At 37.2% G+C, this 21,414-nt stretch carries 13 protein-coding genes and 2 pseudogenes; 10 read left to right on the top strand and 5 right to left on the bottom strand.

All coding sequences use genetic code 11. The annotated features are described in order from the left end of the window. Positions 1 to 52: 52 nt before the first annotated feature. From recD to recC, 3 genes are read right to left on the bottom strand one after another with little or no spacing between them, the layout of a single operon-like run. Positions 53 to 2,002, bottom strand: a complete 1,950-nt coding sequence (gene recD / locus Q4496_RS16100) for an exodeoxyribonuclease V subunit alpha (RefSeq protein WP_303610821.1) — start codon at positions 2,000 to 2,002, stop codon at positions 53 to 55. After that, entirely contained in the window at positions 2,002 to 5,757 is a 3,756-nt protein-coding gene (gene recB, locus Q4496_RS16095; protein WP_303610820.1) for an exodeoxyribonuclease V subunit beta, read from the bottom strand. The genes recD and recB overlap by 1 nt, the downstream gene beginning before the upstream one ends. Then, positions 5,754 to 9,443 (bottom strand): exodeoxyribonuclease V subunit gamma, encoded by a 3,690-nt coding sequence (gene recC, locus Q4496_RS16090; RefSeq protein ID WP_303610819.1) that lies wholly within the window; start codon positions 9,441 to 9,443, stop codon positions 5,754 to 5,756. Before recC ends, recB begins: the two co-directional genes overlap by 4 nt. Before the next feature lie 285 nt (positions 9,444 to 9,728). On the opposite strand from recC, the gene Q4496_RS16085 reads away from it, so the two are divergent. The 7 genes and pseudogenes from Q4496_RS16085 to Q4496_RS16055 all read left to right on the top strand — a co-directional run bounded on the left by Q4496_RS16085 (position 9,729) and on the right by Q4496_RS16055 (position 15,627). Continuing rightward, positions 9,729 to 11,444 (top strand): cation:proton antiporter, encoded by a 1,716-nt coding sequence (locus Q4496_RS16085; RefSeq protein ID WP_303610818.1) that lies wholly within the window; start codon positions 9,729 to 9,731, stop codon positions 11,442 to 11,444. A gap of 74 nt (positions 11,445 to 11,518) precedes the next feature. Next, positions 11,519 to 11,891 (top strand): annotated as a pseudogene (locus Q4496_RS16080) (tyrosine--tRNA ligase); the annotation flags it as partial. Between the two features lie 512 nt (positions 11,892 to 12,403). Then, on the top strand, positions 12,404 to 12,715 hold the full coding sequence (locus Q4496_RS16075; RefSeq protein ID WP_303610817.1) for a hypothetical protein: 312 nt from the start codon (positions 12,404 to 12,406) through the stop codon (positions 12,713 to 12,715). 110 nt (positions 12,716 to 12,825) lie between these two features. After that, complete coding sequence (locus Q4496_RS16070; protein ID WP_303610816.1) at positions 12,826 to 13,407, top strand: hypothetical protein; 582 nt, start codon at positions 12,826 to 12,828, stop codon at positions 13,405 to 13,407. Positions 13,408 to 13,533: 126 nt separating this feature from the next. Continuing rightward, entirely contained in the window at positions 13,534 to 14,583 is a 1,050-nt protein-coding gene (locus tag Q4496_RS16065) for an alpha/beta hydrolase (protein ID WP_303610815.1), read from the top strand. Positions 14,584 to 14,720: 137 nt separating this feature from the next. Beyond that, positions 14,721 to 15,188 (top strand): nuclear transport factor 2 family protein, encoded by a 468-nt coding sequence (locus tag Q4496_RS16060; RefSeq protein WP_182820186.1) that lies wholly within the window; start codon positions 14,721 to 14,723, stop codon positions 15,186 to 15,188. Positions 15,189 to 15,309: 121 nt separating this feature from the next. Continuing rightward, a complete protein-coding gene (locus Q4496_RS16055) occupies positions 15,310 to 15,627 on the top strand; it encodes a hypothetical protein (RefSeq protein ID WP_303610814.1) in 318 nt (105 codons plus the stop codon). A 72-nt stretch (positions 15,628 to 15,699) separates the two neighbouring features. Here the strand turns inward: Q4496_RS16055 and ltrA are convergent, their stop codons facing one another. Beyond that, entirely contained in the window at positions 15,700 to 17,028 is a 1,329-nt protein-coding gene (gene ltrA, locus Q4496_RS16050) for a group II intron reverse transcriptase/maturase (RefSeq protein ID WP_303610813.1), read from the bottom strand. Positions 17,029 to 17,656: 628 nt separating this feature from the next. Between ltrA and Q4496_RS16045 the strand changes: the two genes are divergently transcribed. The 3 genes from Q4496_RS16045 to Q4496_RS16035 all read left to right on the top strand — a co-directional run bounded on the left by Q4496_RS16045 (position 17,657) and on the right by Q4496_RS16035 (position 20,422). After that, positions 17,657 to 18,580 carry a TIGR03899 family protein gene (locus Q4496_RS16045; protein ID WP_303610812.1) on the top strand — a complete coding sequence of 308 codons (924 nt, stop codon included), beginning with the start codon at positions 17,657 to 17,659 and terminating at the stop codon, positions 18,578 to 18,580. Positions 18,581 to 18,843: 263 nt separating this feature from the next. Then, positions 18,844 to 19,650, top strand: a complete 807-nt coding sequence (locus Q4496_RS16040; RefSeq protein WP_215972840.1) for an alpha/beta fold hydrolase — start codon at positions 18,844 to 18,846, stop codon at positions 19,648 to 19,650. Positions 19,651 to 19,735: 85 nt separating this feature from the next. Then, positions 19,736 to 20,422, top strand: coding sequence for a DUF4386 domain-containing protein (locus tag Q4496_RS16035; protein WP_303610811.1), 687 nt, complete (start codon positions 19,736 to 19,738; stop codon positions 20,420 to 20,422). 425 nt (positions 20,423 to 20,847) lie between these two features. On the opposite strand, the pseudogene Q4496_RS16030 reads toward Q4496_RS16035, so the two are convergent. Next, positions 20,848 to 21,414, bottom strand: a pseudogene (locus Q4496_RS16030) (transposase); the annotation flags it as partial.

The following is a 21,414-nucleotide window of genomic DNA, read 5'->3' as shown; positions in this document are numbered from 1 at the left end:
AGAGACGCTTTCCTTAGAAAATAAAAGTATGCTGTGTAGTGTAAATTATAAATTAAAGTGTTAGTCCTGAGTAACGTTTTATTTTGGTTTTTACACCATGTTGCCAAGTTGGCTTATTACTCGAAATCGTTAACATTGTTTTTGCTCGAGTAATCCCTGTATAAAGTAATTCACGTGATAATAATTGATGTTCAGCTTGTTTTGGCATTACCATAGCAACATGATCAAACTCACTACCTTGGGTTTTATGAATAGTCATGGCGTAAACCATGTCATATTTAGGTAAACGTGATGGCATAAACAGTTTATAACCGTCTTCAGTGTCTTCAAAATATGCCATTAATTGGCCTTCTTCAGTACGCCAAAGCAAACCAATATCACCATTATATAGCCCTAATCGGTAGTCATTTTCATTGATCATAATTGGCATGCCATGATAATTAACCTCAGTATGAAAACGAGAAAATAATTGCTCTTTTATCCATTGATTTAACGCATCTACACCAAACTCACCTTGGCGAGTAACACACAAAACACGAAATTTAGCCAATAATGCAAAAGCACCAGAAACATCACGACATTGTGCTATGCCTTGGTAATACTTTTGAATTAAAGGTGCCAACCAACTACTTAAGGTATTATCCGCAAGGCTTAACTGGTTATTATCAGCTAACGCTCCTTCACTTGCTGAAGCCGTTAACAGCTGCCAACTGAGCGTTGACTCACCTTGAATAACATAATTTGCTAATATGCCTATTCCACCTTCTCCATCAAAACGACGACTTTTCATTAAGAAGCTTAAATGATCATGATAAGTCATCGGCTCTGCAGAAGCTTGATGAAATTGGCTGGCGAGAAATGTCTGCTCTATTTCACATACCTTTGCCAAATAAGCTAAGTTTTCCTTGCTGTAACCAGAATGAGGCCTTGGCGCAATATCTGCGAGTACACAGCCAACAGCCACAGAAGGTAACTGATCAGCATCACCTAATAGGATAACTTTTGTTTCAGGTTTTAAGGCACGAAATATACGTGTCATCATAGGTAAATCAACCATAGACACTTCATCGATCAATAACACATCACAAGACAATAAATTATTTTGATTATGTCTAAAATTATGATTATTAGGAATAACCCCTAATAATCGATGAATAGTTTTTGCCTGTGTTGGCATAGCAGCCAAAATATCATCATCAATAAGCCCTTTAAAGCCAGCTATTGCGTTTATGATAGATTCAGATAATCGTTGTGCAGCTTTACCTGTTGGGGCAACTAAGGCAATTTCTAAAGCCGGTGCATCTTCTTGTAACTGATTTTTTTCATGTAACATTAAGAGCGCAGCAAGTAGTTTGGTTACCGTATAAGTTTTACCTGTACCTGGGCCACCAGCAATAACAGTGAAATTTTTATCAATGGCGTTAGCAACAGCCAGTTTTTGCCAATCAATTTCTTCACGCTTATTTTCTACAATATTAACAGCTTCATTCTGAAGGATATCTTTTCCCTGACTTGTTGGAAATAATTGACTAACAATGCTACTAATATCATTCACTGACACGGCAGATTTTTGCGTTAAACGTTTATGAATACCTTGAGCAAGCTCCCATTCAAATTGGTAATAGCGACGCATATATAAGCTATTATTATCGAAAACTACGGGTTGATGTTCTTCAGCCGAAAGATTAAGGGCTACTAATAGCCCTTCTAAAATATCAATACTTGGGAAAAGATAGCCTTGATGGCTACACTCACCGAGTTCATCGAAAGCAACACCCCAATGCTCCCCAGCAATTTTAGTTATTGGTAGACATGTATGTCCTGCACGTAAACTAACACTTAATGCTATTAATAAATGCATTAAAATCTGTTGTTGTTCGTCAGATAAATCAGCACTAGCAGTTAACGCTGCGAGTAATTCTTTCCCAAAAAAATAATCTATCGCCTCTATATTAGCTAATTGTTGTTGCGCTTGGTTAAAGTTAACGATTATGTGAGCCATTATTGTTGCTCCTTCATTAACTTGTTAGCTAACGGCTTGCCCAAAAAAAGATCATCTAATTGAATTAGCTCATTCTCCGTGATCTGTCGATAATAAACGCCCTTCCCTTGATGGCTGGCATCGTTTGTCATACCACGTAGATATAAATAATATATACCGCCAAAATGTTCCCCTACATCATAATCAGGTAGGTTTTGTTGAAGATAACGATGTAACGCTAAACTATAAATAAGATACTGTAAATCATAGTAGTTTTTTTCTATATCATCACGCAATGCATTGTAATCATAATCGTTATAGTCATCACCTAAATGGCTAGACTTATAATCACAGACATAATATTTACCGTTTTGCTCAAACACTAAATCAATAAAGCCATGCATCATGCCCTTTAAGGATTTATAGCTTGGTAACCTAACATTATTTTGCTTCACTGTAGTTGTATTAGTATTTCGATGATCGGTTAACAATTTCTCTAAATCTGTAATATTGGCTTCATTCATTGGGAAGTAAAACTCATTTTCACGCAGGGTTTTCTGTACAGGAATATCAGCTAAACAAAAAGTATCAAGCGTATCGCTTTTATTAGTCATTGGGGTTTTTACAATTTCATCGAGCCAACACACTAGATCAACGTCAGTAAAACCTGTTGTTAGCTCTCCATATTTAAGTAAAGGCCACTTAGTACTTTCAAGCATGTTATTTTCAATCACATCACTGCTTTTAAAATTACTGTGCTCTAAAATATCATGTAATAAATTACCACTATGTGCGCCTTTTACTAATTGAAAGCGGAGTAATGCTTTTTCACTTTTCCGATTTGTTACACTGCTATCAACGACTTCTACTGAGTCTCTATCCGGCGAAGAAATCCCACCATGGCGTAAGTTTTTACTTAAGGCAGAAAATGAACTTAGCCACCAATCTCGTTCAATTTTACCAATAAATTTACTAACTTCTAGTTCAGCTGTTTTTTCAACTTGCTGTTTTTGCGAAATAACATTGCTAGCAATATCATTAGCAAGACTATCAAACGATTCAAGTTGTAAACTAATAGTCTCTGGTGAACTAGCCACTAACTGGTTAAGACTTTGAACAATATCTTGCTCAGGTTGCCATTGCAGGGTTTTACCTAAAGGCGACAATGCATACTTATCAAAGGCTGTGCTTAAAATGTAGCACCGACGTTCAGCTCGTGTTATGGCAACATATAAAAGGCGAATACTTTCAGCATAAGCTTCATTTGCCATAGCAATTTTAGCCTGTTCATCGCCATCTAGACTAAGACATAACTGTCCTTGCTCATTATGGTATTCAATATAACTAACGGATTTATTACCAAACTTAAGTGGATCGTTATGACGAGTGGCAAAAGGAATGAAAACAATTGGATACTCAAGACCTTTAGCACCATGTTGCGTAACAATACGAATTAGATCGCCATCACTTTCAAGTCGTTGCTCTGTTTCTAAATCATTTGTTGCCCGAGCATTATCATCATGGCACTGTTGTTCAAACCAATAGAGTAATTCTTGTGGTTGTAAAAACTGTTGGCTTGCTGATTGTAAAATCTCAAATAAATGCAAAAGATTGGTCAATGCACGAGATTTATTACCGCTGTCATTAGCACCAGAGAAATCAAAATGCTGATGCATAATAGTAATCGCCATTGAGATAAAACCCTGACGCTGCCATTGTTCTCGATAGTCGAAGAAGTGAAATTTTAATGTTTGATATGCCGATTCATCTTGTTGCAGTTTATACAACGCAGAAGCGTTAATACCAAGTAATCCACAAGTAATAGCACTTAAATAGAGACGTTCGTCTTCTGGTGCTAATATACCTCTTAATAATTTAATCAGCTGCTCTGCTTGTTCACTATCAAATAAATTAGCCCGATCAGATAAAAAGACACTCGCTAAATTAGCTTGTAACAACGCTTCTTTAATAGCACTTGCTTCTCGTCCATCACGTACCAAAATGGCAATATCTTTTGGTTTTATTTGTTTATTATCTGTTGTCTGCTCAGCAGCAAGATTAGTAATATCATTTTTATTAAGTAAACTGACAATTTCATTAGCACACCAGGTAGCCATTAATGGTCTTACCGACTGCGGCACTTTGTCAGTAAACCCCTCGCCAGTAAAATGTACAAACCTTAATGCTCGTCCCTTATTGGTTAATGAGTCAACCTTAGCATCGGCTTTCTTCCCTGCAAGTACCGGTTGATAGTCGATGCCATAACCAAAAACTGATTGTTTCACACTGCTCTCAGTAGCCGAGCCAGAAAACACCTGATTATACGCTTCGACAACATCAGGACTTGAGCGCCAATTAGTATCCATCAACCAATGATAATCACAATCACTACGAGCATTTAAATAAGCAAAGATATCACCACCACGAAAACCATAAATAGCTTGTTTAGGATCACCAATTAAATAGAGTGCATTTTTACTCTCTTCATCACTGCTAGTGTTATCACTGCTCACACCTGATTGATCTTTTTGATAATAAATTCCCTGCAAAATAGCAAATTGTTGAGGATCTGTATCTTGAAATTCATCAACTAACGCCACAGGGTATTGCGCTAATAAAGTTTGCGCTAAAATATTACTTGCTTGCTGTGAACTTGAGGAATCCTTTTTAGGCGTTTGTTGCAAACAATCAGCCAAGGTATTAATAAGGTCGTCAAAATCTAAACAATTAAGCTGCTCTTTTGTTTGTTTTACTTGTTGTCTGATTTGATAAATAGCGCCTCTTACAATTTGATAAGCTTGGGCTTTATTGATGTTTTTAGCTAAGTTTTTCACTTGCGCTTTAATTTCTTTAGCACTGGCTAAAACCTGCGCTAATTGCACTTTAAATGCTTTAGGATGGCGACTACCATTTAGCAAGTAATCTGGCATAGGATAGGCGGCAGCGTCCAATAAAGCGTTGTGGTCTTGGCACTGCGCGATGTTATCTAACCATTGCTTTAATTTAACAAGCTCTTCAGCGCGCTTTTCTTGCTCTTCTGGTTTTTTGTGTGCCACTAATCCTTCATCAAGTAAGCTTGTATTATTATTTAAAGCTACACTGGCATGTTTGGCTAATTGGATAAAATTAGCCACTAAGCTTTGTACATCAATAACCGACAACTCACTTCGATGTGAAATAGCTTTAGCAAAACTTGAAACAAAGGCCGTAGGCGTTGCCCAAAAAGCTTCAACTAAGACAAAATTTTCAATACTTTGTTTCGCCAATTGACGATACCAATCTTGCGTTGCTTCTAGTACTAATTCGTTACTATTGGTCGACATATTCGCGTTAAAAGGTAAACCACTCGCAAAAGCATGTTGCGTTAACGCGCGTTGACAAAAACCATGGATAGTAAAAATGGCCGCTTCATCTAAAAACAATAATGCACGTTTTAATAAAAACTCGATTTTATTAGGGTTAGCGTTATCTGGGTTCACTCGCTTATCAATGGCTTTAAAATAAGGATCCTGACTACACAAGGTAGGCCAGTTATTAAGCGCTTCACGAATAAAGGCATCAATACGCCCTCTTAGCTCTTGAGTCGCGTCCTTAGTGAAAGTCATCAGTAAAATCTCTTCAACTTTCAACTCACGCTCAAGCAATAAACGTAAATAAATACGAGTTATGTTGTAAGTTTTTCCTGTACCAGCACTGGCTTCAATTAAATGTCGGCCAGTTAATGGGATGGTGGATGAATCTAAATTAGTTAAGGTAAATTTTGATGACTGACTCATGACTTTTCACCTTTAGCCTTACTTTTACGCTTGCTTACATGCTTAAATAAACTTTGATAAACAGTATTTAATTGCGGTAAGTATGCGGTAATGTCAGGACATTGTTGCCAAAAATACGCAATATAAGGATCATGACTAAGCCCTGGAACAGAATCATCGCCATACCAAATACCTTCAAAACGATCTTGTGTCATTTCCACAGCTTTACCGCGTACTTGCTTAAACACATGAGCCGCTAATTCACTATTCAATAACAAGGCTTGTTTTTGGCCCTGTTCATAAGTGCTTAATAGCATATTCAGCTCAGCTTCAGCATTTTCGATACTAGAAACACTATAATGTTCGACACTTTGTGCTTTAGCGTTAAAGTAGAAACCACAGGTACTCTGTACTTGACTAAGAATATTACTCGCATAATCTTTGGTGCCCATATTTTGTTGTTGCCATAACTGCACAATCAAATGATGTAAAAATAACGTAAATAAATCTTTCACTTTCGCAACAGAGCTACGATAAAAGACTAACTGAACACCATCATGAGTCTGTTTAACCGGTATTTTTGCCATCAAAATAATAGGGGCGCTTGCCTGTAGACTCCTACTAGAATTTGCTGTTTTATGTGGATTGACGGTTATCTGGCAATCAATTAATTCTGGATTATCACAGCCGTGATCAACAATTTCTTGGCTAAATTGTTGCGTTTCGTCTAACCAATTATCAAAATCAGCTTGAGTACTAGGGGCATCAGGGAATTTTCCGGATAATTTAGCAGCATGTAATACTTGCTCTATGCTATTGACCATCGGTATTGTGGTTTGTTCGGATAGCATTGCTAAACTTGCAGTTAATAAATCTTGTTTTAATAAATAGCGATCTAAATAATCTGCGCTAAAAGGCTCTACATCATGTAGTTGCACGCTATTATCATCTAAGTATAAGTTTAATGCCTTTTGAGCGAACATCTTGCTTGGGTGTTGAAAAAACCGTATTAAATCGTTTGCGGTGATTGATTCTAACTCAATTTCTTCATCTGTTATGACTAACGACGTTTTATCACGCTGGACATTTTGACCATTATTTTGTGCTAACTTAAACCAGTTAGCATTAAAACTCGCCTTTATTGGTGAAGCAGTAATTACTATGGAAGAATTAGCTGCTGACGATTTAGCGGTTAAGTCTGGCGCGGCCAAGTAATTACCTTCACTAAAAGGCTGCATAGGCATTTGCTGCAATTGATTCGGTGGATTTTCATCTTCATTGTCTTTATCAAAGTTCCAGCCATAACCTTGCGTAAGATAATCCATTAACTCTTTAAGCACGAGTGAAGGCTGCTTTTCGTTATTGTTTTTAATATTACGGCCTTGATAGCTTAAATACAGTGAATTTCTTGCTGAGATGATTGCTTCTAGAAATAAATAACGATCATCTCCACGACGAGATCTATCCCCTAACCTTGCTGGACTAGTTGCCATTAAATCAAAACCTAATGGTTGTCGTTGTCTTGGGAATTCACCATCATTCAAACCTAAGACCGCAATAATTTTAAATGGAATACTACGCATAGGCAGCATAGAGCAGAATGTTACTTGTCCAACCATAAATTGACGACTAGCATCACCTTGACTGAAGTGGTTATTGAGAAAGTCTACAACAATGGCTAAATCAATTACTTCTTCAAAATGTGCATGAGAGCAATATTCAACCAAGGCACTGATTGCCTGTTCGATAATCGCTAAGCTATTTTCAATTTGATTATTTAGCTGTGCATTTATTGCTTGTGAAGCACTTTTCGATTTCGTGTCGTTAGAAAAATAACGATTAGTAGTAAACAACAATGACAGTTGGCTTAGTAAGAAAGTCTGCCAATCTTTAGCTGTTCTGGGTGTATTTAACTGTTGGGCTAAGCTTTGTAGTTGTTCAATAAATAACATTAATTGCCCAAGTAATATTGCGTCATCACCTTCAACTGCTGCCAGTAAGAGTTGCTCTTGATAAATACTATCGCTATCAGAAAAAGCGAACCCTCTTAATAAACGAGATAACCCTTGCTGCCAAGTAAAGCTATTACTGACATTATCACCCAGTATTTTAGCTTTATGCGACTTATCTAAGCCCCAATGAACAGTTGCTTGTTTCAACCAAACCGCTATTTTTTCGCCGTCTTCTTCATTAATAGAAAATTTATTAGCAACGGCAGGCAAACGAATAAAGCTTAATAAATGAGACACTTGAAACCGAGAGTCTGGTAAGGTTAACAGCTCACTAAACGCAGCAATCAAGGGATCACTATCTTTTGCACTGCGATCAGCAATAGAACAAGGTAATGGCGGTACTTCGTCATTTAAATCTTGCCAACCCCGCGTGAACACTGCATTTACATAAGGTGCATATTGCTCAATTTGTGGACACATAACCAAAACATCTTTTGGTGTTAACTTATCTGTATTGTTTGACTGATTAGCAGATTCATTGAATTGATGAAGGAGAAAGTCATGTAATGCTTGTACTTCGCGTAAAGCACTATGACAACTAACGAATGTAATAGAGTCATCAATTAACACCTCTGGTGCTTTCGTGGCATCATCTAACGCTAAAATATCATTTTGTAACTTATGTAAAATTCGCTCTGCTGGCTTGTTGCTATCACTATCATTGTCACTACTGATTGAATTATTATCTGCACCTTGATTATCCGAGCTCGCTTTAACAAATAGCTCAACATTAACCGTACTGTAATCTTGTAATAAAGCTAAAAATTCACGCCCTTGCTGTCCTAAATTAGCTAATAAAGGGTTACCAACAAATAGATGCTCATCATCAACACCGTTAGACCAGTGAGAGAGTTTACTAATAGCTTGTTTTTCACTAATAATATCGCCCCAATAAGAAAAACAAGGATTGAGATGATAAAAGTCTACTTCGATATACTCGCTTAATGCGTTTATAAAGGTCAACCACATCGGAGCCATGCTGTTAATACCAAAAAAACTTAACCGTTTAGGTAATAACAAGGGATCTGCTGCAAGCTTATTCTCAATATTAGCAATAGCATTATTTAATAACTCTACTGGGTTATAAGCGAGTTGTTTAATAAGTTGTTGCCATAATTTAGCTTGCCACCTACTGTCATTAGACAGTAAGTCAACTTCTTGTCCCTTTTGCCAAGAGTCTAACCATTCAGGACGAAATATTAAGTACTGTTCATATAAATCAGCCATTTGCTCTGCTAACTGATAGCGCTTTAAATTCTCCTGACTGCTGAAAATATTTTCTTTGCTAGCGTTCGGCTGCTCTTGATTTGAATAAGCATTTTCTGTTGCTGATGACTTATGCCAATACCGAGTTGCAGCGATAAAATCACTGTCATCAATTACACTTTTTGTCGCTAATAAAGCATAAATACGCCAAGTTAACACTTCTCTTGAGTAAGGTGACTGTTCTGGTACATCTTCATCACTAGCCAGCGTTCTTATTAGCTTCCATAGATACTGAGCTGGTAACGCGTAACCCATATTCATGCTAATACCACGTTCTTCGGCAATAGCGAGGTTTAACCAATGCTGCATCCCTGGATTTTGCACCACAATCACTTCTTGACTGAATACACCTAGGGGAGATAGTTGGGAAATTTTATTAAGCAGCAGTAACAAATTTTCCATTTTGTTAGCGGGATAAAGATTGATCAATGTAGTGTTTACCGTATAAAGCTTGATACCCTAAATTTAACCACAAGCAGGAATTGAACACCATGTATTTCAGAGAATAAACACCGAATGATTACTAAAAAGCTTAAATAACTAACAAACACTTTAGCGTAAATTAACGCGCTAACTTCATCGTTATTATTATAATTAAGTATCCAGATCAAATAACCTTATAAAAACTATGTTATTCAATAATTAATATATTCACTCCCCCCTCTATTAATGTAAAATTATCTAATACTATATTCACAGGATAGGGATTATGTAATGAATTTAATTGAACTAATTTCACAGTCGTCATTTACTGAAATAGCAGCGCTGCTCGTGTTAGCTGCACTCATGGGATTTATCGGACTATTATTAAGGCAACCCCTTATTGTAAGTTTCATTGCAGTGGGGTTAATAGCAGGACCTTCCGTACTGGATATTGTTCATTCCAAAGATCAAATCAAGCTACTCTCTGAATTAGGCATCGCGGTACTGTTATTTCTTGTTGGTATCAAATTAGATGTAAAGTTAATTAAGTCTATTGGTGGCGTTTCTGTTCTAACGGGTCTTGGTCAAGTTGCTTTCACATCCTTATTTGGTTATTACATAGGCTTAGGTATTGGCCTAGACCATATCACTAGTCTTTATGTTGCAGTATCACTTACTTTTTCTTCAACTATTATCATTGTAAAGTTACTTTCTGATAAACGAGAAATTGAATCATTACATGGTCAAATCGCACTGGGTTTTTTAATTGTTCAAGATCTCGTTGTTGTAGTGGCTATGATTATACTGGCAACTATCGGCATTGGCTCTGGGCATGGCGACTCAAATAATTCATCCGTTTGGCAAGTCGCTATTTCAGGTGTTGGATTACTCGGTTTTGTTATTATTTTTGTGCGTTACATAGCTAATCCTCTTACTGAAAAGCTCGCTAAAGCGCCTGAGCTATTAGTAATATACGCCATTGCACAAGCAGCCCTTTTTGCCGCCATAGGAGATATCGTTGGTTTAGGTATGGAAGTGGGTGGATTACTCGCAGGTGTTGCCTTAGCTTCAACCCCTTATCGAGAAAGTATCGCTGCCAGACTTGCGCCCTTACGTGATTTTTTATTGCTGTTTTTCTTTATCGCCTTAGGCGCAACATTAGACTTGTCTTTATTAGGCGCGCATCTACCAGGCGCAATGCTTTTCTCACTGTTTGTACTTATTGGTAATCCACTCATTGTCATGATTATTATGGGGCTTATGGGCTATGGTAAAAGAACAGGTTTCCTTGCTGGTTTAACCGTAGCTCAAATTAGTGAATTTTCATTAATTTTCATTGCGATGGGTATTAGCTTAGGACATGTACCACAAGATATTCTGGGATTAGTAACATTAGTTGGCATTATCACCATTGCCGCATCAACGTATATGATCACCTACTCACATCAACTCTATTCTATTTTTGCGCCCGTTATTGGTATGTTTGAACGTTCAAGCGTTCCTCGCGAAAATATGACGGATGATCATACTGATGCTCACTACCCCGTTATTATCTTTGGTTTAGGTCGCCTTGGCACTGCCATTGCGATGCGACTTAAAGAACAAGGTATTAGCGTGTTAGGTATCGACTTCAACCCTGCTGCTATAAAACATTGGCGACTGTTAGGTTTAGAATGTAAATATGGCGACGCAACCGATGCTGAATTTATCATCGAGTTACCATTAAATCATGCAAATTGGGTTGTTTCAACAATCCCACATTTACATACAGGCTTGTCGTCAGAAGATATTAGAAGAACCGTGATTCAATTAACCCGATCAGCTGGGTATAAGGGTAAATTAGCTGCTGTTTCACAAAGCAGTATAGATACCGAAGAATTAAACTTACTCGATGTTGAACTCATATTAGAGCCTTTTCAGGATACAGCAGACCGAGCAGCTAAAATGCTTTTAGAGGGGCTTGCTATTCAATCAGACAGCTCTGTCAGTCATGAATTAAAAGAGTAAGTTGGTAAATATCCATTAAAATAAAGGTCGAAACAGGATGCTGCGTCGGCCTTTGCTTTAGCTGTTAAGGTAATATTACCGATAGTCCTACCGATATGTTTAGCAAAATAATGTCGATTTCCGATGTGCTTATGTGACGTTATTATGAATTATTAAGCTTTAAACCTTTAACAGAAATTGAAGGGTATAAAACTGAAATTGAACAAGGTAAAAACCCACGCGATGTTAAAATTGACTTAGCAAAAGAGTTAATCGCACGTTTCCATGATCAAGCAGCAGCGGAAGTGGCTCATCAAGAATTTATTAAAAGAAGCTGGTTTAGTGGGAAGTACGTCAGATGCTTACCGCATGATTAAATAAGGCGCTGCGAAAATAGATGGAGAAAAAATGACGGATAGAAATTTAGTTATTTTGAGTGGCGTCCCCGTTAATTTTTTCTGTTTGTAAGCTATAGCGTTTAACTCGAATTACATCTCGAAGAGGCTGTAAAAAAGGAGATTTTATGATCATAAAAAAACACTTTACCAAGCTGTATTTATATACAGTTATAATGTATTTTCCCCAAAAACACAATTTTTTGTGTAGAAAGTGAGCACGAATATGCTCACTTTCTACATAGGTAAACTTCTAATTTATTGATTTTTATTATTTAATTTTTTAAGGACTGCGTCATACTCAGCACAAAATAGCTGAGTATGACGCAGTGCTTAGTTTCTACAAACTTAATGTTTAAAATAAAACCACCTATTTTACTATAAAGCTTTGACAAGTAATAATTTAATTATTATTGTTTTGTTATTATTTTATTTCATAATCCGTTACTATCGTGAATTATGGATAATATACTGTTATATCTCAAGGAGTGAGCGTTGAGTTTCGAGTTAATCTTCCTACTTATTTTTATTTGCTTCTTCTTGTTTATTTTCTCATCTTTTTCGAAAACCAGTGGATGGTTAAAATTGAGTGAGAAGTATAAAAATAAAGAAGATTTTGATGATGTAATAATTAAAAATATATCGGCAAACTTTACAAAAAATGATTATTTTAATGGGATTTTAAATATTGGTGTTAACGATAGTTTTATGCATTTATCTATAAATCCATTCTTTAAATTCTTTACGCCAAATTTACTTGTGCCAATTCAAGATCTATCGTTTTCTATTGAAAAGCGCAATTTGATATTTAAATTTAAAATAGAATTTAAAGAGTACCCTGATATATTCTTTTGCATAACACAAAGAAATGCCAAAAAACTAGGACTTGAGATATAACAAGTCATTAAAGCAGGACAAAAAACAGTTGGTTTTTGCTCGTGCCTCGCTTATTTTAACCAACTATTTTTAGCCTCTTAATGAGGCGTTATAGCAACAAGGAGTTTGCTTTGGATTCATTTCGCACATTAATTGAAGAGTATAAAGGCAAAGAGGGGGTAGCCCAGTTGTTCGGTGTTTTACTTTATACTGATCAACACCCTAATATAAAAAAAGTATTAAGAGATGACGATTATTGGCTTTCCTTTAATGAGCTAACAGGCGATCGATTTTGTGTATTCTCGGTGAAGCCAGCAAAAGGAAAATATGAATTTCCAACTTTCCCTCCGGGTACAATTGGAATGATGGTTCAAATGTGGAAAGAACCAGCTGAGAATAAAAAGTTAATAGAACTGTTTGAAATCGAAGATACGAAAAATATCCCAATGTTGTTGTTATTCACTGAAATCAAAGGTGAATTCCTGAAAATTGAATTAAAGCTTGATAACTCAAGTCAAGATACTGCGTATAGTTCAATCAAAGAGCAGTTAGAGTTTTCTTGTAATGCTTTATCGCTGATAAAAGAAGAAAACCTTAAGAACCCATCAGGTTTATATTCAGCTCTAAGCCTTCATCAGGATGATAGATTAAAATGGAAGTTACTGACCAAAAGTGTTGACCTATATGCCTACATTAAGCGTTTGTTGCCATAACAAGTCACTAAAGCAGGGCTCGTAACAGTTGGCTCGGTTCCGCTACGCTTCACATTTTAGCCAACAATTACTCGCCTCTTAGTGAGGCGTTATATTCCAGAGTTTCATCAATATGGAGAGTTATAAATGAGAGTATTGTTTTTTAGTATTGTTTTACTTTGTTCAAAGTTTTCACTTGCATCAGGTTTAATGTTAGCTGAGGAAATTAAGTTACAGTCCAATTCACTTGGTGAAGAAAGAAACTTATTAATTAAACTTCCAAAGAAATATCACAATGAAGATAATTCATATCCTGTCTTATACGTACTTCACGGGCAATGGGATATGCTTTCAACTTTATCGACTCTTGATCTTTTAGAAGACCAAGTTCCAAACTTTATAGTTGTCGGTATCGAAAGTAGAGGAAAAGAACTTAGTCCTGAAAATGGAAAAACAACACCTTTTGCTAACTTCCTAGCAAAAGAAGTCGTTCCATATGTTAATGAAAATTATCGAGTTGCGGCTTATAGCATTTTGTCTGGACACTCCAATTCAGGGCGCTTCGTATTGGATTATTGGTTAAGTGACAACCCCGTTTTTTCGAAATACTTTGCTTTTAGCTCCTCTCTTGATGATGGCTACATCGTAGACAAAGTATCTAAATCAAATTCTGAAGTTTTAAAAACAAAAGCACCTCTTACGATCACCATCGCAAATGAAGGTGAACATATGCAAAACCCTTTTACAGAATTAACTAAGAAGCTAAGTAATCTACCCAAAGGTTCTTTTGAATTCCAAAACTTCCCAAACCAATCTCACAGAACGACTAAACACCCTTCGATGCAGTATGCTTTACAATCAACATTCGCTGGCTGGGAACCAACTTACGAAGTAAAAATTTCAGGGTTAGATGGCTTAAAAGAACACTATACTGATTTATCTAAAAAGTATGGATTTAAAGTACTTGTCCCTACAGAAACCTTACAAAAGCTAACCGCTCATTATGCAATTTCTGAAAATGCGACTGAAGAACTTTATAAACATATAGCTTTCACAATTAATCAATCATCAGAAGGTATAGACTCACTATTTGAAATATCTGATTATTTATCTAGTAATGGGTATAAAGAGGCTGGTGAAAGTATTCTAAATGAAATATGTAATCAGGCTAAAAATAATAAAAGGTGTAGTGGCTAGAGCGGAATATAACAAGTTGCTCAAGTTCGTTCGTAAACTCACTGGGACAATTAACAGTTGGCGCTTCGCGCAAGTATAGCCACCTGCTAATTGCCCCTTAGCAAAGCGTTATGTGAATCTCACGGTAAGGAGTACCAATGAACAAATATATTTCAATTCTAGCTATTTCAATCTCTCTAATCTCAACCATTGCTTTTGCGAGTGATGATAAATTTGATTATGAGAATTTTGTTAAGCAATACCATCAAGCAATGACTAATACACAACAACCAGGAGCATCTAAAGAAGACTTAGAGATTTACTTGTCATTCTTAACTGATGATGTTGGTAATCAACATTTTCCTAACGCGCCAGATGACTCAAGAGAGCCTGATGGTAAAAAATTAATGCGTGAAGGTATGTCTCGATATCTAGGCGTTCATACCGATTATAAAGCAAAAATTCTTGAGTATATTGTTGGTTATAATTCCATAGCACTTAAACATACTTTCTCCGCTACAGGCTTACGTTCAGACGGCTCAGAGTTTAGCTATAGCAAAGTGGTACTAGATGTTCTTGAGTTAGAAAATGGTAAAGTATCAGTAATTCGCAGGTACGGTAAATAATTCACATAACATGGCGCTTAAACGGAAAAATTACAGTTGGCTCGCGCTTCGCGCAGTTTAGCCTAACTGTATTATTCCGCTTAGCTTAGCGTTAGGTATACAAGCAAACAAGGGTGCATAATTGAATTATTTAAATTGGTTACAAAAGGTATTTCCTAAACTGAAAGATACCCCAAATGAAATTATTATCTCATATGTTGATGAAGCGAAATCTGATACTGAACTTCTTAGAGAGTTTATTAAAGTCTTAGGAGGTTTGCTCTTTATTCTCCCGTTTAACCTATATCTTTATATCTCTGGTATTCAATCATTTACCAGTCCTTTATATTGGTTGCTAGTTATTGTTTCTTTTGGTGTTGGCGATTTTATTGGACTTTATTGTGAACAAAGATTGATTAAAAGGCGCCTAAAAAAAATAGTGCAGTTAAAGTATACCTAAATCGGGTAGCCGGAGGTTTCTACCCTCCAGCCCCCACACCACCCTGCATGCGGCTCCGCACAGGGCGGTTCATTAACCATGATGGATTTTGACCCAAATATTCCTAAGTGACAATAAACCTGCATTGGCTAAATACTCGTTGCTCAATGCCTGATTTATCCCTTTCGTTTTCGCACTTCGCCATACCCCTTTTCTTGTCGACCCACAGCTCACCGCTAGCGCTAATGGAACACCTCGTTTTAATAGATTTTTCACTTTGGATCTAGGCTTTCGCCATTGCCGCCAATAACACATCCGTATTCTTCGGCGGATCCATTGATCTAAATCGACACATAACTGATAGCCGTTGGCGATGAGGAAGTAGTTCCCCCATCCTCGCAGGTATCGATTAAGGCTACTAATTTGCCTGCTCATGGCAATTCCCCAATTTCTGTTAGTTAACTCTCGCACACGGTATTTAAAACGCTGCAATGAATTATCATGTATTTTGATGCGCCCGTATTTGAAACCAAAACCTAAAAACTTGGTTTCTTTTACCGCGCCTACACGACTTTTCTTCTCGTTAACGATGAGTTTAAGGATTTGCTTTATAAACACGCTAATACTCGTTAAAACGCGTTCGCCTGCTCGTTTACTTTTCACCAAAATGGTGAAGTCGTCCGCATAACGGGCGAAGTGATGTCCTCGTTTTTCTAACGTTTTATCAAGCTCATCAAGCATGATATTAGAGAGTAACGGTGACAATGGCCCTCCTTGTGGTACGCCTTGGGTTGGTTTTACTCGTTTACCGTGTTCAACAATCCTTGCGGGTAAGTACCGCCCAATCAGTTTCATCAATACTTTATCTTTTATTTTTAAACCGAGTTTATGCATGAGTAAATCATGATTAACTCGGTCAAAGAATTTAGATAAGTCAATATCAATAGCTATTTTACGACCCGATTTAATACCTGTTTGCAAATGTGCTACCGCTTGTGCTGCATTGCAGTTTGGGCGAAAACCATAGCTGTAAGGTGAAAAATGTGGGTCGAATAGTGGATTGAGTACTTGGTGGATTGCTTGTTGGATAAACCTATCGAGTACATTAGGAATACCCAGTTTTCGCATGCCACCATCAGGCTTGGGAATGTTGACCCGTAGCACGGGGCTAGGTCGGTATGTTCCTTGAGTTATTTGTGTTTTGATGTGTTCCCAGTTTGCGTTAGCAAAGGCGGGGAAATCATCTATCGTCATCCCATCAATACCTGCACTACCTTTGTTGGCTTTGACTCGTTTCCAAGCACTATCCAAATTAGCAGGGCTCAACAGTTTTTCGATGAGATTTTCATGTAAGGCTGGGGTTGATATGCCATGCTCAATAACATCATTACCTGACGGTAATCTTGATGTATTCAAATGCATAAATGTTCCTCCTTAAGTTAATGTTCAGGCCTTCACCATGTCCCAACCATTACGATGGGCATTTGGCTACTATGCCGTCTGCTGACTTCTGCTTAATCACGAGAATAGTTACCTATTATCGCGCGTTCATATTGAGCAATTTCGTTCTTTTAAGTTGCTCACACTTAAAAGCCAAGACTTATTTGTACCATAGCCTGAATGGTTTAAGGTTGAATGCTAGTTAAGCAGATCTCCCCAGATAAGAACATGCACTTTCTTTGCACTGCTGCATCATTTACGGTAACCATTAGATCACATGGTTTCGTTATGCTTGGCTAACTCACCTCTAGTCTACGCCTCATATGATGTTCTTGTTCATCAGCTCACAAATTTGCTAGCGGCTTCCTTCAGACCATTCTTCACAGAAAAGCCCTTGCCATTCGCTAGTAGTTAGCGTTTAATAAAACTCATTAAACGGTGATCTTCCTACAGAGGACTTTCACCTCATTAGTTCATGCCCATGCTGGGCGTACCAAGGCATTTAAACGGAACTAAAACAGTTGGTTAGGTTTCGCTTCGCTACACATTATAACCAACAATTTTAGTCCGCTTAATGCGGCGTTAGGCAAATAAAAGGAGAAATGGAAGTATGGGTGACATTGCAGGGCTAGGGAAAGGTGTTGAAAAACTTATCGATGCTGTCAGTAACGCGATTGGTGTTTTGTATGAGCCTAATAGAATACGGCGGCAAGGAGATGCCTTGGCTTATAAAGAAAGTGCAATTGCCATGGCAAAGTTAGATTCAAAAGCAAATGAAATAACACTAATAACTAAAGCAAAGATAGAAGCTTTCGAAAAAATAAGTGAGTCTAAGCACACAATACAAGACAGGATTGCTGCAAAAAAAGAATATAAGGAATACCGGAAACAAATAAATTTAGAAAAAGTCATTGAACATGGATTAAATAATGTAGAGGAAAATGTTTCTAAAGAAAAAGTTGATGACGACTGGATAAATAAATTAACTAACTACGCAGAAAATGCTTCTACTGAAAAAATGCAGAGGTTGTGGGGTAAAGTCCTAGCAGGGGAAGTAAGTACGCCGGGTAGTTTTTCTTTAAAATCATTAGACATTCTGAAGAATATGACCCAACAAGAAGCTGATGCATTTCAACGCGCATGTTCTATAGCATCAACTTTAGAACGATCTAGCCAAAAAGTGCTTATAAATGGGTACACAAGTTTCTCTATGCTAATGCTGCTCCCGACATTTAGACATGAATTTGAATTGAATAACTATCTAAGCCTCCCTGATCTATTTGCATTGCAGGCGATAGGCTTGATTCACAATGAGTCATTAATAAGTGGTAGCACATCTTATGGAAAAAAAGTCACAGTTTATAATAACGATACGACTATAACTGCTATTTGCAAAAGAACAAAAATAGGCATGTTAACACTAAAATTTACCGAAGCAGGTAATGAGTTATCTAGATTAATTCCAGCATCGCTAAATGATGACTACGTGAATGAGCTTAAATCTAGTCTAGCAAGGGGATTTAAATTTGCCTAACAAACGCATTAAATCTGACTCCGTAAACCTGTCGTCTTTTTTGCAAAGGGACGCAAAAAAGCCGCCAAGTTCACTCCGCAGTTTATGCGGGCGTTGAGGCTGTAGAATAACTAACTCAGTCAAAACGACGAGTTTTTTTAGCTCCTGTAGCAGGCTGTAGAGTGTTAACGCGATACAGGTAATGTATTTAGTACCCCTATTTTATGGGGAAATTTATAATAAACGAGTTATTCTACAAACTCGTTAGTGTTTAAGGAAAATACGTGAAATTCGGATTGTTGTTTTTAATCTCTATAATTGCTTTTAGTGCTTCGGCTGAAATTAGTTTCGTTAAAGTAAAAGGCTTTGATGTTGAATATGAAATTAAAGGTAATGGAAAGCATGTTGTTTTCTTAGAAGCTGGTGGCTCTGCTGGGTTGTCTGATTGGGATCCTATTTTCGATAACCTAGCTCAAGACGCTAAAGTTATTCGTTACTCAAGAATTGGTAATGGTGGCTCAGAGCTCGTTGTGAAGAATTATAGCTCTGAGGAGTATGCTGAAGAGGCTCGTTTAGTTCTTGAAGCTCTTCACATTAAAAAACCAGTAGTTTATGTGGCCCATTCATATGGCGCTTACATCGCTAGACGCTTTGCTGCTACCTATCCTGAATGGGTTTCCGGGTTAATGCTAGTTGAGCCAGCTTCAGAACATGATGTTGATATTATGAGAAGAATTGATCTTACTAAAGCAGAAAAAGAAATTGCTCAAGTGAAACTGGACGATATGAAAAACGGAATGTCTAACCAATACCTAGATTTCTGGGCTAAACGACCACTGCCCGGTTATCCAGAGATACAGGATATTCCTGTAACAGTCATTGCATCAATAAAAAAATATGAAAATCCTCCATTACTCTTTTTCACAGATGAAGCCCGGGAAATGTGGGGAGAATTACACTCTGAATGGGCAAACGCATTTCCACAAGGAAAGGCTGTATTAACAAACAAGAGTTACCATTTCCCACAGAAAGATGAGCCAGATATGGTCGTTCAGGAAGTCATCGACTTGTTGGGGAGAATTAAACACTAACAAATGCAGTCAGCGGATTCGCTTCGCTCTCCGCTGCTGCAAGCGTTAGGCATTTAAACACTCAGCAATCACAGGATAATTATCAATGGGGAATAACGGTTCATCATTTAAGTTGTATGTTAAGCATTTAGGTGCTGCGTACTTGATTTATATAATTTTAGGGATGTTTAATTCACTACTATTTAAGCAAGGTATATACAACTTTGGGGCCTTTGATGAGGTTGAGATAAAGTTCAGACTTGCTCAAACTATAGATATTATTATGTTTATAGCTGTTATTTGGGCTTCATGGGCACAGTACTTAGTTACTAAAACGATAAACAAAAATTTTGCTCTCGTGGCACTACTTTTCAGGTTTGGAGAAGGGCTTCTCGGCTTTGTCGCAACAATCATTACATTAGCAGTGATAGCAGTTTTAAAGAATCCAGAATTTTCAACTGTATTTCAAGATGAGCAGTTGCATACATTAGCTAGCATATTTGTGAAAATAAGTGGCTCGATGTGGGATGTTCTTTTAATTATTATGGGTATTGGTGCCACGATTTTCATGTATTTGTTCTACGTCTCCAATTACGTACCTAAGTGGTTGGTTCTTTGGGGGACATTCACTTATATTTCGATGGTGGTGTATGGTTTTTCAAATATTGTTCTACTTAATCCACCTCAAATATTGAGTTACTTCATGATGCCGGGAGCTGTTTTTGAAATAACGTTTGGCCTTTGGTTATTAATCAAAGGAATAGACATCCAACCTGATAAAAATCATGCCTAACAAATAAGAATAGGTGTCGCAAAGCCGACACCTTATTCGGGTGTTGGACAAGCCCGGAGCCTGCTTTATTATGTAAATAGCGTGAAACATAATTAGGCAACATAATTAGGCCACCCATAATAACAGCAGGCAATAATAGACAGCCTCTTTAGCTTTTTTTCGGTTACTTAAATATTTATTAAGTCGAGGGAATTAAGATTATCTGCTGACATATCACATAATTAGGCCATCCATAATAACAGCAAGCAATAATAGACAGCCTCTTTAGCTTTTTTTCGGTTACTTAAATATCTATTAAGTCGAGGGAATTAAGATTATCTGCTGACATATTATGAATGTTGCTGAAATGGTTGAATTTAAGCCGAGTTAAAACCGTTATTTTGAAATAACATCAAATTTAATAACTAATGCTTTTAGTGTGTGAGTTATGCGCTATTCAAACAGGCTCTTGCATTGCCTATGCCATGTGTACGTTGCAAACCAACATGTTCGCTAAATTCACATAAGTGCTCAACGGTACCTACTGCACCTGTAAAGATACCTTCAAAATTAGTGGTTAGTTTTAACCAGCTTTCATTACTGATATGCAGTCTTGTTAAAATGCTTGCGGTTTTGCTGTTAATGGCACCACCTTTATCATCACGCAAAATACGTCCTGTTTCATCAACAAGGGTTAAGTAATCTTGTAAACTAAAACGAATGCCGGTTGTTTGGTCTTCGTGCTCATTACCTGCAAATGATAATAACGCGGTTGGCTGTTGACCTTTTATCGCCGCTTTTATGCGTAGTTGAATACTGGTGAAATTCGATTGCTCTGGTGTTGGTGCAATACCAGCGCGAACAGGATTTAAATCAACATACGCCATGCACGACACTATTGCACCTTCATCTAAGAGTGCTTGTGATTTAAAACGCCCTTCCCAAAAATGACCTGTACATTTATCTTCTTGATTTGCTTTTCGAGCAATGGGCTCATTAAGCGAGCGCATAAA

This window comes from Colwellia sp. 5_MG-2023 (assembly GCF_030547795.1).
Lineage (GTDB): Bacteria > Pseudomonadota > Gammaproteobacteria > Enterobacterales > Alteromonadaceae > Colwellia.
Note: the sequence above shows the minus strand (reverse complement) of the source record. Positions and strands in the feature narration are given on the sequence as shown.

Excerpts from the sequence above, each read along its gene's own strand:
- recD (WP_303610821.1), bottom strand. The coding sequence starts at position 2,002 with ATGGCTCACATAATCGTTAACTTTAACCAAGCGCAACAACAATTAGCT.
- recB (WP_303610820.1), bottom strand. The coding sequence starts at position 5,757 with ATGAGTCAGTCATCAAAATTTACCTTAACTAATTTAGATTCATCCACC.
- Q4496_RS16085 (WP_303610818.1), top strand. The coding sequence starts at position 9,729 with ATGAATTTAATTGAACTAATTTCACAGTCGTCATTTACTGAAATAGCA.
- Q4496_RS16065 (WP_303610815.1), top strand. The coding sequence starts at position 13,534 with ATGAGAGTATTGTTTTTTAGTATTGTTTTACTTTGTTCAAAGTTTTCA.
- Q4496_RS16060 (WP_182820186.1), top strand. The coding sequence starts at position 14,721 with ATGAACAAATATATTTCAATTCTAGCTATTTCAATCTCTCTAATCTCA.
- ltrA (WP_303610813.1), bottom strand. The coding sequence starts at position 17,028 with ATGCATTTGAATACATCAAGATTACCGTCAGGTAATGATGTTATTGAG.
- Q4496_RS16045 (WP_303610812.1), top strand. The coding sequence starts at position 17,657 with ATGGGTGACATTGCAGGGCTAGGGAAAGGTGTTGAAAAACTTATCGAT.
- Q4496_RS16035 (WP_303610811.1), top strand. The coding sequence starts at position 19,736 with ATGGGGAATAACGGTTCATCATTTAAGTTGTATGTTAAGCATTTAGGT.